Annotated in this window: 12 protein-coding genes; 7 read left to right on the forward strand and 5 right to left on the reverse strand. The window is 67.8% G+C overall.

Annotated features, from left to right (window positions below):
* Positions 1-196: 196 nt before the first annotated feature.
* Positions 197-907 carry a 3-oxoacyl-ACP reductase FabG gene (gene fabG, locus ABZS66_RS56030; protein ID WP_354772236.1) on the reverse strand — a complete coding sequence of 237 codons (711 nt, stop codon included), beginning with the start codon at positions 905-907 and terminating at the stop codon, positions 197-199.
* Positions 908-1,352: 445 nt separating this feature from the next.
* Between fabG and ABZS66_RS56035 the strand changes: the two genes are divergently transcribed.
* Positions 1,353-2,132 carry a helix-turn-helix transcriptional regulator gene (locus ABZS66_RS56035; protein ID WP_354772238.1) on the forward strand — a complete coding sequence of 260 codons (780 nt, stop codon included), beginning with the start codon at positions 1,353-1,355 and terminating at the stop codon, positions 2,130-2,132.
* Positions 2,133-2,145: 13 nt separating this feature from the next.
* Here ABZS66_RS56035 and ABZS66_RS56040 read toward each other — a convergent pair whose 3' ends face one another.
* Positions 2,146-3,066, reverse strand: a complete 921-nt coding sequence (locus ABZS66_RS56040; RefSeq protein WP_354772240.1) for an MBL fold metallo-hydrolase — start codon at positions 3,064-3,066, stop codon at positions 2,146-2,148.
* A 200-nt stretch (positions 3,067-3,266) separates the two neighbouring features.
* Here ABZS66_RS56040 and ABZS66_RS56045 point away from each other — a divergent pair, with 200 nt between their 5' ends.
* From ABZS66_RS56045 to ABZS66_RS56060, 4 genes are read left to right on the forward strand one after another with little or no spacing between them, the layout of a single operon-like run.
* Positions 3,267-4,466 carry an ABC transporter substrate-binding protein gene (locus ABZS66_RS56045; RefSeq protein WP_354772242.1) on the forward strand — a complete coding sequence of 400 codons (1,200 nt, stop codon included), beginning with the start codon at positions 3,267-3,269 and terminating at the stop codon, positions 4,464-4,466.
* 30 nt (positions 4,467-4,496) lie between these two features.
* The gene (locus tag ABZS66_RS56050; RefSeq protein WP_354772244.1) at positions 4,497-5,360 is read left to right on the forward strand and encodes a branched-chain amino acid ABC transporter permease; all 864 of its coding nucleotides are present in this window, start codon (positions 4,497-4,499) and stop codon (positions 5,358-5,360) included.
* A complete protein-coding gene (locus tag ABZS66_RS56055; protein ID WP_354772246.1) occupies positions 5,360-6,322 on the forward strand; it encodes a branched-chain amino acid ABC transporter permease in 963 nt (320 codons plus the stop codon). The genes ABZS66_RS56050 and ABZS66_RS56055 overlap by 1 nt, the downstream gene beginning before the upstream one ends.
* Before the next feature lie 5 nt (positions 6,323-6,327).
* On the forward strand, positions 6,328-7,695 hold the full coding sequence (locus ABZS66_RS56060; RefSeq protein WP_354772256.1) for an ATP-binding cassette domain-containing protein: 1,368 nt from the start codon (positions 6,328-6,330) through the stop codon (positions 7,693-7,695).
* A 193-nt stretch (positions 7,696-7,888) separates the two neighbouring features.
* Here ABZS66_RS56060 and ABZS66_RS56065 read toward each other — a convergent pair whose 3' ends face one another.
* The 3 genes from ABZS66_RS56065 to ABZS66_RS56075 all read right to left on the reverse strand — a co-directional run bounded on the left by ABZS66_RS56065 (position 7,889) and on the right by ABZS66_RS56075 (position 10,389).
* Entirely contained in the window at positions 7,889-8,263 is a 375-nt protein-coding gene (locus tag ABZS66_RS56065) for a helix-turn-helix transcriptional regulator (RefSeq protein WP_354772248.1), read from the reverse strand.
* 489 nt (positions 8,264-8,752) lie between these two features.
* Positions 8,753-9,931, reverse strand: a complete 1,179-nt coding sequence (locus ABZS66_RS56070) for a pyridoxal-dependent decarboxylase (protein WP_354772249.1) — start codon at positions 9,929-9,931, stop codon at positions 8,753-8,755.
* On the reverse strand, positions 9,928-10,389 hold the full coding sequence (locus ABZS66_RS56075) for a MarR family winged helix-turn-helix transcriptional regulator (RefSeq protein WP_354772251.1): 462 nt from the start codon (positions 10,387-10,389) through the stop codon (positions 9,928-9,930). The genes ABZS66_RS56070 and ABZS66_RS56075 overlap by 4 nt, the downstream gene beginning before the upstream one ends.
* Before the next feature lie 446 nt (positions 10,390-10,835).
* On the opposite strand from ABZS66_RS56075, the gene ABZS66_RS56080 reads away from it, so the two are divergent.
* Positions 10,836-11,609: a transposase gene (locus ABZS66_RS56080; RefSeq protein ID WP_354772253.1), complete on the forward strand. Its 774-nt coding sequence runs from the start codon at positions 10,836-10,838 to the stop codon at positions 11,607-11,609.
* 382 nt (positions 11,610-11,991) lie between these two features.
* A partial coding sequence (locus tag ABZS66_RS56085; protein ID WP_354772255.1) for a hypothetical protein occupies positions 11,992-13,216 on the forward strand: 1,225 nt, incomplete at its 3' end.

Here is a 13,216-nt window from a genome sequence, read left to right on the forward strand (position 1 = left end):
GCGCCGCCAACGCGATCGACCCTGCTCTGGGGCTGAGGGATCGGTCACCACAACGGAGCGGAGCTACCGCATGGCCCGGTGGCGGTGGACGCCACCGGGTTGGGTACAGCGGGCTCGTCGACGACAAACGTCGCGAGCGGCCGGCCATCGCCGGCTGTGGAGAACGACACAACCTGTTGAGCCCCGACTTGCGGCTCTAGTGACCCATGCCGGCGCCGCCGTCGACGGGGATGATCGCTCCGGTGATGTATGCGGCTTCGTCGCTGGCCAGAAACGCGATGGCGGCAGCGACTTCTTCGGGTTGGCCGATACGCGGCACGGGCACCTCGGCGGCCAGCGCTGCGGCTTTCTCGCTACCGATCGTCGATCGCAGCATCTCCGTGTCGGTCAGACCAGGGCTGACGACGTTGACGGTGATGCCACGGCTTCCGAGCTCGCGCGCTATCGAACGGGCTGCGCCGACGAGACCGGCTTTCGAGGCGGCGTAGTTGACCTGACCGACTTCGCCTCGCATGCCCACGGCTGAGCTCACGAAGATAATGCGACCAAAACGTTTGATCATCATTTTCCGGGCGGCGAGTCGGGCTGCGAGGATCGGTGCGGTCAGATTGGTCGTCAGGACTCGATCGATCAGTTCAGGCGTCATGCGCATGAGGAGCTGATCGGCGGTGATTCCGGCGCTGCACACCAGAACTTCCACCGGGCCGTTGACTGCCTCGGCCTCTTTGAACGCGGCGTCCAGGGAGTCCGGCTCCGACACGTCACACTTGAGCCCGAGCACGCCATCTGGGGGCTCGCTTGTGCGGAACGTCACAGCGACCTTGTGCCCATCTTTGGCGAACCGCAGCGCGGTCGCACGCCCAATGCCGGCACTACCACCAGTGATCAGGATCGATCGTTGATTCATGCTACCCACTTCCGGAAAGCGCCCGCACGGACGTACTTCGACGGGATGTCTGTCCGCTTTGCGTAAGATCGGCAGCTTTTATCGCACCGATGGTCCCCCGTACGCCGGACATTGCAGAGCGTGCGTGTCTGGCACGTGCGGCGCCAGGGATGTATCGGTTCATGAACCGGGTGGTTCCGGAACTGTCAGTTCCGATGTCCGGAAAATGCGGCTTTTGCGACGGCCGCGAAGGTCGCGGTGATTGACAACCTGGAATGGCTCGGCTACAAACCTTGGTTTGGAAGTGAGCGATCTTCTTCGTGGCTCAGCTGTCGCGGAAGCGGTCGTTGTCTGCTTCGAGAGACGATTTACCGACCTGGCGACTGCGGCGGCTTGCGCTACACGACCGGGGGACTGTGTGGAAGCAATGGCGGGGAGCCTGGCGCAAGTTTCGCCAGGTGAGCAATTGCGGGAACTGCTGCCGAAATGGCGGCGAAGCCTTGATCCAAACGCTGTTCCGGGTCTCGTTTACGGGCGCCAGGGCAAGCGGTGGGTCAGTCAGGAGGACGTAGCACACCGGGTCGGTGTTTCCACTCGCTGGTACGCCAACCTGGAGCGCGGGGAACCGGGCACCTACTCGTCGACATTCCTTGACCGGGTGGCGGTGACGCTGTTGCTGTCGCCGGAGCAACGTGCCGTGCTGTACATGCTGGTGACTGGGCAGGAGCCAGAGCCACCGCGAGTTGTGCCGCTCGGTCCCGAGTTTGCCTCATTGCGGGCAATCGTCAATGCCCAGCCGTGGCCGGCGTATGTTTCCGATGATGCATGGGACTGCCTGCTCAGCAATGAGCACCACGTTCGGTGGTTCCCACATCTACGGCACGAGCCCAATATCATGCTGTGGCCGTTCCTGTACGAAGAAAGCAAGATCCAGTTGATCAACTGGGAGCGTGACTGGGCCAGGCCCATGCTGGCCCAGCTACGGGCGGCGAGCGCTCGCCATCCGGATAACGCGCGACTGCAGGAGATCATCCGGCGGATCCTGGCCGGCAGCGCCGATGCAAGGCGGATCTGGGAGGACAAGGCGGAGGTACACCTGCATCCGGACGGCGATCGCCGACTCATGCATGTGCCGTACTTCGACGAGCCCCGGTTGATCGAGATTGTTGCCCTGACGACGCTTCGAGCGGCCGGTTTCCGCGTCATGATGCTCGTGCCGGCCGATGCCATGGAGGCCCGCGCGTGACCGGGCGGTGGTCTCAGGTGGCGTCGAAGTACGCCTGGGCCATCCGTTCGAGGACTTCGGCGGGTGCCGCTTTGGGGGCGCCGAGATGATGGTAAGTCGCGGCTGCGGTAGCGACGAGCCTCTCGCGCAGCGGGAGTTCCTTGTACTGGCCCAACGGGATGTCCATTGCGGCTTGCCAGTACGGCATGCCCTGCCTGTACCTCAGCTCCAGCCCGGCCTGAACGTGCTCGAGATAGCTTCGGAACTCGATGACTCCCGCTCGGCTGACGATCGGGCCGTGGCCGGGAACGATCCGTGTCGCGCCGGTGGCAAGGATCGTGTCGCACGCCGCGATCCAGTTGGCGAGCGGGCCGGTCCACATGACGGCGTGGTCGGCGGTGAAGAGGATGTCGCCAGCGAACACCACGGCACTGTCGGGAACGTAAACGATGGCATCGCCTTCGGTGTGTGCCGGCCCGACTTCGATCAAGACGATCGTCCGGTTGCCGAGCGGCACTTCCAGGCACCCGCTGAACGTCCGCATCGGTGGGGCGACTTTAATCCCGGTGAAGTCGAACTGGCCGAAGTGCTGGCGCGTGTAGCGGCCCGCCGCGGTGGCCTGGGCTTCGTCGCTGAGCAATCGCGACATCAACTCCGGTGGGAAGTCGTGCGGCATCGAATGAGCGGTGGCGGCCGACGCGATCGTCTCAGCCTGCGTGACCAACTGGTTGCCCCAGCAATGGTCGCCGTTGGGGTGGGTGTTGACCACCGTGGAGATCGGCGGCAGGTCCGCGTCTCCGATCGCGGCGATCAGCCGACGGGTCATCGGCAGCGTGTACTGCGTGTCGACCAGCATGGCTGTGTCGCTGGCTGCGATCACACCGGCGTTGCTATACCCCCATCCACTGCGGGAATGCAGGTATGCATAGACGCCGGGCGCGAGTTGCTCCAGCACAGGCTCGCCCCCGCTTGCGTGCATGAGCGGAAATGCTGCCAGGGCAAGCAGATACAGACAATGGCCAATCGGTGGATAGGCGCTGGCGTCCAGTCGATACCGCTCCGACGAATGCACCGTGACCAGCCGCGACGATACCGCCGTGCCGCACCGACCAAGTAGCTGACACCAACTCGTTATTGCGATCAAGGAGCGTGAATATGATGCTGCGCAGGACATTGCCGCCAACCGTGGGGCTCATCTGCGGATTGCTCCTGGCCGCATGCACAGGCTCAAGTCTCGACTCCGAGACCACCGAGGCGGCGCCCGGCAAGGACCTCACGATCGGGGTGGTGGTGCCGCAGTCAGGTCCGTACCAGCCGATCGGCGCCGACATGCTCAAAGGCTGGACAGCCTACCTCGAACGCCACGGCAACAAACTCGGCGGCCGCACCGTGAAGTACGTCCTGGCAGACGAAGGCGACGGCGGCCCTACCGCCCGCGCCGCCGTCGATCGGCTCATCACCAACGACCACGTCGACGCCATCGTCGGCGTCGCCAACGCCGACGCTGTCAACAACATCGCTGGCCCGGCCACCGCAGCGCACACCCCATTCATCGGAACCGGCGGCCGCCCGAGCACGCTGAGCGACCTTTCTTTTGTCTGGCACACCTCGTTCGACTCCCGCGACTACGGCAAGGCTGCCGGCCCGTACCTCAAGGCCAACGTCGACGGGCCTGTCTACGCGATCGGCCCGGACTACCAAGGCGGCAAGGACCAGGTCGGCGGCTTCGTCGCCGCGTTTACCGCAGCGGGTGGCACCCTCGCCAACCCGGGCGGGCAGCCGACCTACACGCCCTGGCCCGGTGACGGAAACTTCGGGCCGTGGCTCACCAAGATCAAAGAGTCCGGGGCCAAAGCCGTGTACGCGTTCTACGCCGGCGCACCAGCGATCGCCTTCGTGAAGCAATACCAGCAGTTCGGTGTCGGCCTGCCCTTGTACGGGCCAGCGTTCCTCACCGAAGGCGCCGCACTTGCGGCCCAGGGTGCAGCAGCGAACGGCATCACCACCGTCGCCACCTACGACCCGACCCTCGACAACCCGGGCAACGCTGCTTTCGTCGCCGACTACAAGGCACGCAACGGCGGCGCGGCACCGAACCTCTATGCCGAAACCATCTACGCCGCCGGCGCGCTGCTGGACAAGGCGATCACCGCCGCAGGAGCGACCGCATCAGGCGAACAGATCAACACAGCGATCGGCAAGCTCGGCACCGTCACCAGCCCGCGCGGCACGTGGACGCTCAGCCCGACCACGCACACCCCCGTCCAACGCTGGTGCGTGCGGAAGGCCCAGGCCGCCGGCACCGGCATGGCGAACGTCGTGATCAAGCCGGATCTCACCACCCTTGGCGGCTAGCCGCCAAGGCCAGAGAGCAGGTTTCAGGTCGTGGCCGACGAACTGATCATCGCGCTGGACGGGCTGGCGCTCGGGCTGTTGCTGTACTGCGTCGCCACCGGGCTGAGCCTGGCCCTCGGCGTTGCGGGCGTCTTCCAACTCAGCCACGGCGCATTCTTTCTCGCCGGCACCTGCATGGCCTGGTGGCTCGCCGAATCCGGTTCTTGGCTGGGATTCTTCGCCGCGCTCGCCGCCGGACTCGTCTCCGGTGGTGTGGCCGGCGGCGGCCTCGCCGTGCTCCTGCGACCATTGACCAACCACCTCGACCAGGTACTCGCCACGATCGGGATCGGCCTGGTACTGGTCGACCTGCTCACCACCGGACACGGCGCCCAGCCGCGCTCGGTGCAGGCGCCGCCCGGCCTCGACCGCTCGGTGGTGCTTCTCGGGCACGCATACCCGACCTACCGGCTGGTCGTCATCGTCGTGGCCGCCGCGCTCGCCGTCCTGCTGTACCTGACAGTCGAGGCCAGCAGGGCTGGCGCTCTGGTCCGCGCTGTGGCGGCCGACGCCGGATACGTCGCCACGCTGGGCGTCGAACCACGGCGCGCGCAGCTGCTGGTCATGGCGGCCGGGGGAGCGCTCGCCACTGGGACCGGAGTGCTCGGCGCCCCAATCCTCGGCCCCGCCCCGGGCCTGGACTCCAGCGTGCTGACGCTCTCCCTGATCATCGTCGTGGCCGGCGGTCTCGGGTCGATGCGCGGCAGCCTGGCCGCAGCGCTACTGGTCGGCCAGATCCAGACGACCGCCGCGGTCGCCTGGCCCCTGGCCGCGCCGTTCCTGCTCTTGGTGCTCCTGGTCGTGGGCCTTGTCTGGCGCGCCCGCAGGACGACCGCCGGCATCAGGGTCACCTGATGCTCGAGAACACTGCCCAAATCCGCCCACCCGGCTGGCCGCAGATACTGCACCGCGCAGCACCACCCGTCGTGCTCACATGCGCTGTCGCAGCACCATGGATCCTCGACGCATACACAATCTCCCTGGCCGCCTACGCCCTGGTCCTCGGACTGCTCGCCGTCAGCGCACACCTACTGACCACGGTCGCCGGCCTGCCGACCCTCGGGCAGGGCGCGTACCTCACCGTCGGCGGCTACCTCGCCGGCAACCTGGCCCGGACCGTGACGGACAACGGCCCGCTGCAGCTCCTCGCCGCAGCAGCCGGGGGTGCACTGGCCGCAGCTGCGGTCGGCGTCCTTGCCGTGCAGACTCGCGGCACGGTCTTTCTCATGATCACACTCGCGGTAGGCATCCTCGTCCAGACCGTCGCCGGCAAGGCTGCCGCCGTCACTGGCGGGGACGCTGGCATGACCGTCGACGCGATCACGATGCTGCCCGGCACCGCCCCAGTCACCCGCATCGGCTACCTGTACCTCTACACCCTCGCCTGGGTTGTGCTTGTCGGCGCTGGCCTGGCAATACTGCTGCGGTCACGCTTCGGCCTCGCCCTCCGCGCGATCGCCGACAACGAGGACCGTGCCCGCGCCAACGGCTACCCGGCCACCACCTACCTCTGGGCTGCATACATCCTGGCCGGCGGCATCGCCGGCACCGCCGGAGCACTGCTGGTCGCTACCAGACATACCATCGGCCCCGTCGACGGCGGCTTCACCGTCTCCGCGCTGGCCCTGCTCGCCGCGCTGCTCACCAGCCGCAGCCAGACCGGCGCCATGCTCGGCGCCGCCCTCATCGTCGGGGTCCGCGACCACCTCAGCCCCGCCGTCTGGGCTGGCCACGCCACCGCCCTGCTCGGAGCCCTGTTCCTCCTGGCCACCTACGGCCGCCGCCTGTGCAGCCAACTCACCAGGAGACCACCGTGACCGCCATGGCCGTACACGTGCACGGGGTGACCCACCGGTACGGCGACACTACGGTCCTGGACAACGTCAACCTGCACATTCCGGCTGGCAGCCGGCACGCGATCATCGGCCCGAACGGGGCCGGCAAAACAACCCTGCTCGGCCTGATCACCGGCACAGCCCGGCCATCCTCCGGCCGGATCCTGTTCGATGAACGCGACGTCACCCGGCTGCCGCTGCACCGCCGCAGCCGTCTCGGGATGAGCCGCACCTGGCAACAGCCCGCCGTTGTCACCTCGCTCACCGCGATCGACAACGTTGCGCTCGCGATACCCGGCCGACGGCTCAACGACGCCCGCCGGAATGCCGTGCGCCTTCTGGAACTCGCCGGCCTGTCTGCCGAGCGTCACATCACTGCGGCCGACCTCTCGCACGGGCAGCGCCAGGTACTCGAGCTCGTGACCGCGGTCGCCGCACAACCGCGACTGCTCATACTCGACGAGCTCAGCACCGGCCTCGGCGAACAACCGACAGCCGAACTGCTCCGGCGACTCCTCGGCGATGTTAGCGACATAACGCTCGTCTTCACCGACCACAGCCCGAAGGTCGTCGCCGCACTCGCGGACACGATCACTGAACTACGCGCCGGCCGACAGCAGCGACTGTCGCCTAGCCATCCACGCGCTGAGGCAACGGCCAGCACGGTCGCGGCTACGAGACAAACCGAACCCGACGACCAGGCGAGCTCAGGCGCGGCACTCGAATTGGTCGACGTCAGCGTCGGCGACGACCGGCACCCGGCTGTGGCCGGCATCACTCTGCGTCTCGAGCCCGGCGAAGTGGTCGCCCTCACCGGCATCCCCGGCGCGGGCCGAACCACGCTGGTCAAGGTGATCGCCGGGCTCCTGCCAGCTGCAGCGGGTTCGCGGATTTTGCTCAATGCCAGCGACATCACGAACACCTCGGCGGCCCAGCGCGCCCAGCGCGGTGTCGGCACTGTGCTGCAAGCACCGACACCGCTACACGGGCTGACCGTCGCCGACCAGCTGTCCATTGCCCGCTCCACGCCGATGAGCCTTCCCCCGGAAGCGCTCGCCCTGGCACCTTGGCTGCCCGCACGCATGCGCCAGCCGGTCCACACCCTCTCCGGCGGGGAACGCCAGATCCTCGCCGTTGTCTGCGCACTCGCGAGACAACCAACCGTGCTCGTACTTGACGAAGCCGCCGAAGGCATGTCCCACCAGGCGACCGGTGAGCTGCTCGAAATCATCCGCTCGGTGGCCTCCCGCGGCGCGGCCGTGCTAATTACCGAAGCTCCGGATGGCCCCCTTGTGCAGGTTGCAGACCATGAGTGGGCACTGCAGGCAGCCGCGCCGACCATGGCAGGCCGATGAGAAGAGTGCATCCGCGCGCCCGCTGGCGCGACATGTTTAGCTCCGCGGCGCGTCGTCAGGTGGTGGATCGGCCGTCAACTCGTTGAGGTCGAACGTCGATCTCACGAGCTTGACAGCAATAGAGCCCGACGCCGTACGACCGAATCGGATCTCCCCGGCGGATCGCGGACGGTTCGTGGCCGCCGCAGCGCCGCTAGGCCGCGCGCGGCGTAGAGGGCGACCGCTGCGGCGTCACCGTCGGCCGGCTTGGCGGTGCGGTGCCGTCCTCCGACGCCTCGAAGTACGGGTTCGGTGCGAGCCCGAGGTCGGTGACCTGGACACCCAGTGCTTGAGCGAGGATGTGTCGTGTGTACAGATCCGGCTCGTGCTCGCCGATCTCCCAGCGGTAAACCTGCCACCGGTCGGTGCCCAAACCTCGATACCGTTCGGCAATCAGCCTCATGCGGCTGGCCAGGCCCGACTGTGACATCCCGCGCTTGAGGCGGTAATGGAAGATCCGCTCGCCCGGCGCCATCTGTGCCAGTTCCTCGGCGGTCGGCATCCGCTCCGGCACCCGACGCCTGCTCATGCCGTATCACCATCCAACGCTGAACCGTTCCAGAGACCCATCTCCGATACCCCCGCGTTGCTTCGCCATCATCTGCACCGCCAAGGCCGCGTGATGCGCGACAGGTCGACGACGTGCGTTCACTCGTGCTCGTCGGCGGTCCGCGCCGTGTTGGGCAGGCACGCGATGCGCGGTGTCGGCCTGCCGTAGACGCACCTCTGGCACCACGTGCAACTCGGCGGCACCTAGAGTGCAAGCATGCAGCGCTCCACTGCAGTGCGCCATGAAGTGGCTGGTACCTGAAGTGGGCGATACCGGCAGTCGCCGTGCCGAAAAGGCCCTCATGCTCCGCCGAGCCAAGCCGGTTCGCGGCGCTGAGATTGGCCACAGCCCGTTGCGCTCCGCCGATGCGAGGCATGCACAGCGCCCGCCGCGTAAGCGTCGACAACGCCGTGTGGGACGAAGGCCGGCCATGCGGGCGCGGTACAGATTTTGGAGCGATGGGATGGGTTAGGCCGCCTGGGCCGGGCCGCGGCCGGCGGCTGGTTCCACGGGGACGTCCGGATCAGCCGCCGCGGTTGACGCGGCCGGGGAGGGTGGCATGTCGGGGCCGAGTTCGGCGATGAACCGATCGATGTGGGCCTCGGTCACCCCGGGGACGCATACGATTCGGGCCCAGCCGTTGCTGACCCGCAGTGACCAGCGCCGCCGCAGCAACAGCGACGGCGGCCGGAGTACGACGGTCATCGAGCCGGGGTGCCGCCACGCCGGCCAGCCGAGCTCCTGTAGGCGGCGCAGCGTGTAGCGCGCGAGGGCGTCGCTACGGCGGGCGCGGCGGGCGAGCCCGTCGACGCCGAACTCGTGCAGGGCGAGCCACAGCAGGACGGCCGCGTGCCCGGACCCGATGTCAAGGGCTGCCGCCGCGCCGACACTGTCGTCGGTCGATCGGGCTGGATCGGTCCGGTGGATCGTCACCGCGCACGGCAATTGCACACCCAGGAACTGATCAGCGGCCACAACGATGCTGTCCGCGCCGGAGCTGAACCCGGCGGATGCCGGTACGTCGTCGCGGACGGCACGTGCGAGGCCCTCCAGCGGTGCGTCAAGGTGCAGATGCCGCTGTACCTGCGGCAGGTCGGTGGCGGCACGAACCCCAGCAACGTCATCCAGCGCTCCGGTCGCCGGTGTTCCCAGCGTCGCCACGACCACGGCCCGGTGGGACCGCCGGCGCCTGACCTCGGCAGCAAGCTCAGAGACGGAGACCGCTCCGCGCCGGTCCACAGGCACCACCACGCTGTCCAGGTCGAGCACCTCGGCTGCGGCAGCAAGGTGCGGATGCGCGGCGGCCGATCGATACAGCACGAGGTCCGGCGCGTCCCGGCGAAGCGGCATCAACGTGCGCAGCGTCGCCGTGAGCAGGCTTTCACAGACCGCGCCGCGCCAGCGGTGCGCCGGGGCGTGCAACAGGCTAGCGATCTGGGCGAGGGCGTGCTCGGTAAACCAGCGGGTGGAGACGGCTGTTGTGGTGTCGGGCTGCTCGGGGCGTAGGGCGTGATGTAGCAGGGGTGCGCTGCTGGCGGCGGCGTCGAAGTCAGTCGCGTACGGCTCGCCGAGCATGGTGGCCCGGCGGGTGTCACACGCCGCCAACAGCGCCGTGACCGGCGTCGGCATCGGGCGCCGGACGGTCACGCCACCGATTCCGCGTCGTCGAGGCGCCGCGCGAGCACGGCGCATAGCTCCAGCAGCTCCTCGTCGCCGTTGACGAGGCTGGCGCCCGCGGCGCGCATCGCCGCATTCAACGTCTGCACCATGGCGGCGCCGGCCGGCGTGCACGCGAGCACGACCGTGCGCCGATCCGCTGGCGGGCGGCGACGGCTGATGAAACCGCGCCGGATGAGCTTGGCCAGAATGTCGCTCAGCGTGGCCTTGGCCACGGCGACCTGCCGGCAGACCTCGGCCACCCGCACGTCTGGCCGCGTGCGGATCAGCTGGAGCACCGCATAGTCCGGCAGCGTGAGTCCGGTCCCCGCCAGCACGACTCGCTCAGCGTTCGTGCGAACCCGGCGCGCCAGCCGCCAGACCGCCACCGCCACCGGCGCCGTTCCCATCGTGTCGGTATGGGCCCGCGGGACCCAGGCGGCGCTCATCGGCGGCGGGCCTTGATAGCGTGCACGATCTGCTGCCACCACCTGCGCCGCCCGGCACGGCGGTGCTTGCCGCCGCGGCCTCGGGCGGGGAAATTTGGGCCCGGCAGCGTCCGCCAGCGGCTCCCGCACGACCCTGGACTGCTCGGTTCCGGACATCGCTTCTTCCCCCGAGCTCGATCGATACCTGACACTCGACCGCAGTCGAGAGTCCGGCGTTAACGGTGATCGGTTCGAGTTCGATCCTGCCTGGTCACAGCGGTGCCCAGGAACGTGCGGCGCGGTGTGAGGGAGTGCCATCGCGAACCCATCTTGACGCTAGGTCGCGCGGGTCGCGACGGATTCGTGAAGGACGCAAGGTCGGGGGACGTCGGCTGATCACGACGTCGTCGTGATCAGGTCCGCTGACCGCGCCGTGCGGCATCCGAGAATTGAAGTCGTGCAGACCGATGCGACGTCGTCGTGACAGGACGCGGCATCGGCGACAGTTCACGGACTTCCGGCCGACGACTGTGCCACCAACAGAGGGCCGTGTGCGGCTTGGGGCCGGCGGATGGCAGGCCGCCGGCAGTGGACAGGACCTGCCGTGCGGCGACCGCGACGTGGCGGCGGGAGGCGTCGCCGCAGGCAAAAGAGTGGCGGCCGAGCGCGGGGCGTGGATCTGCTTCCAGGACGAGGCAGGTCATACGCTTCGGCCGCCCAAAGCCCGCACGTGGGGGCGGCGCGGCCGGACACCGGTGATTGCGGTATCCGGTATGGGCTCCGGCCGCATCTCGGTGGCCGGGCTCGTCTGCGTCAAGCCCGGACAACGCACGAGCCTGCTGTACCGGATCAAGGTCCACTGTTCCCGCAAGGGTGAGCGACGCAGCTTCGCCGAGACTGGCTACGCCGCCCTGCTGGACGCCGCCCACCAGTACCTCAAGGCGCCGATCGTGGTCATCTGGAACAACCTCAACACGCACATCAGAGCCGCGATGCGGGAACTGGCCGCCAGCCGGGACTGGCTGCACGTGATCCAGTTGCCTGCCTACGCCCCGGACCTCAACCCGACCGAAGGCGTCTGGTCACACGTCAAACGCGGCCTCGGCAACCTCGCCGTGACCGGCGTGGACCAACTCGCCGCCGTGGTGAAGAACCGGCTCAAGCGCATCCAGTACCGCCCCGACCTCCGGACCAGCTTCCTCACCCACACCGGCCTGACCGTCGACCCCGAACCGCCGTAACGCTGACCATTCAACCTCTGTAGTGGCGAAGTTGCCGCAGTGTGGCCATCGTCCTCGACTGAAGATCAGTGCACCTGCCGATGGCGGCGAGGCTACTCGCGGCCGAGGCTAGATGACTGAGCGGATCAGGCAGACCGAGCTCCGGAGGCGGCGATGCAGTGCAGCCGGCTTGGAAACATGCCCCGGATGACCACAGATACGGAGATGGAGATCCCGCCGACCACAATTGATCTGTCCGGCCTCAACGTTTACGACCTGCTCGATGAGCACTGGTTTGCGGACCCCTGCCGTGCCGGGCTTGGGCAGATACCCGTGTCGCCTCGATCCTTGCCACTGCGTGGCCGGCTGAGGGAAGCTCGATCCACTCTGGACCGGAGGCAGGATGCGAATCGCCGGTACCGGCTATTGGCGAGCGGGATGCGAGGCGGACGCTTTGGGGCTTGTATCGCCGTTGTCTACAAGTGGCGCGGGTTTCAAGTACGAGTACCAGGCCGCCGCCATCCTGCTGTCTGACCTGCTCGGCCAGGGCAAATGCCTGGGGCTGCCGGGACCAGTTGCCCGGGTGGCGTTGCAACAGCGGTCGCGTGGCCACCTTCTGGACGACATCATCGTCTATGGCGACCTAACGGAACGGGCGCCGTGGGTCGAGTTCCAGGTGAAGCGGTCGCTGCGGCCCACGCCGGGGAACACCGAGTTCGTCAGTGTCATTGGTCAGGCATTGCAAGCATTGTCCGACTACGAAGTCGAGTTCGAGCGGGGCGATGCCCTCCTGGGAGTCATCGCCGCTGAACCGTGGAGCGGGCTGATGCAGCTGCGTGAGTTGGCGAGGTGTTGCAGCGGGCACAGCACATACTCGACGTTCGCCGAGGCGCTGCTGGTCGAAGGCGTACTGGACGTCGATGTGCGCCGGCGCTTCGACGACGTTCGGGACACGGTCACTGCTGCCGCTGCTGCCGGAGCTCCGTTGTTCGGCACGTCAGCCGAGTCGGCGCATCGGCTTCTGAGTGTGTTGCGGGTCTGGCCACTACCGGACGGCGAGTCGCCGGACCTGTCCGTTGCGCTTGATCGCCTGGCAGGTATCGCCGATGCCGCCGATGTGTCCGCGTTGACGGTCTTCGCGCATGTTGTTGGGTTGGCTGAAGGCTGGGGCCCATCAGCGGGTGTGGTGGATGCGGCGATGGTCCGCAGGCAGCTGCGCTGGCGAGGCCTGCGGTTCGAACGGGCACGCGACGAGCAACGGATCGTCGAGCATCTCGTCGCGGATGCCGTTGTCCGGGGTCCCCTGATGGCGTTGGACCTGGACGGTGTTCTCGAGAACGCCGAACGCCTCCTTACAGCCGGTGACAGAAGCTGTGTTCCGGAGTTTGCGCGGGTAGCCGAGCGACTCGAACAAGTTGGGCATCTACCGCATGCGGCGGGTGTGTGGCGCCGGGAAGCGACGGCGCGGGACGCGTTCGGCGATGTAGATGGTGGGGCGCGGCGCCGTGCTGAGCTGGCGTGGAAGCACCTCGACCTGGTCCAGCCTTGGGAGGCTGGGTTCGCGCTGCACGACGGCGTCGCCGGAGGCCACGGCGAGCGACTGTCGGCGCAGACGCGTCGCATCGTTG

It is taken from the genome of Dactylosporangium sp. NPDC005572, assembly GCF_040605515.1.
Lineage (GTDB): Bacteria > Actinomycetota > Actinomycetes > Mycobacteriales > Micromonosporaceae > Dactylosporangium.

What these genes read in the sequence shown, in the direction of transcription:
- fabG (WP_354772236.1), bottom strand. Translation starts at nt 907, where the DNA reads ATGAATCAACGATCGATCCTGATCACTGGTGGTAGTGCCGGCATTGGG.
- ABZS66_RS56045 (WP_354772242.1), top strand. Translation starts at nt 3,267, where the DNA reads ATGATGCTGCGCAGGACATTGCCGCCAACCGTGGGGCTCATCTGCGGA.
- ABZS66_RS56055 (WP_354772246.1), top strand. Translation starts at nt 5,360, where the DNA reads ATGCTCGAGAACACTGCCCAAATCCGCCCACCCGGCTGGCCGCAGATA.
- ABZS66_RS56060 (WP_354772256.1), top strand. Translation starts at nt 6,328, where the DNA reads ATGGCCGTACACGTGCACGGGGTGACCCACCGGTACGGCGACACTACG.
- ABZS66_RS56065 (WP_354772248.1), bottom strand. Translation starts at nt 8,263, where the DNA reads ATGAGCAGGCGTCGGGTGCCGGAGCGGATGCCGACCGCCGAGGAACTG.
- ABZS66_RS56075 (WP_354772251.1), bottom strand. Translation starts at nt 10,389, where the DNA reads ATGAGCGCCGCCTGGGTCCCGCGGGCCCATACCGACACGATGGGAACG.
- ABZS66_RS56080 (WP_354772253.1), top strand. Translation starts at nt 10,836, where the DNA reads ATGCGACGTCGTCGTGACAGGACGCGGCATCGGCGACAGTTCACGGAC.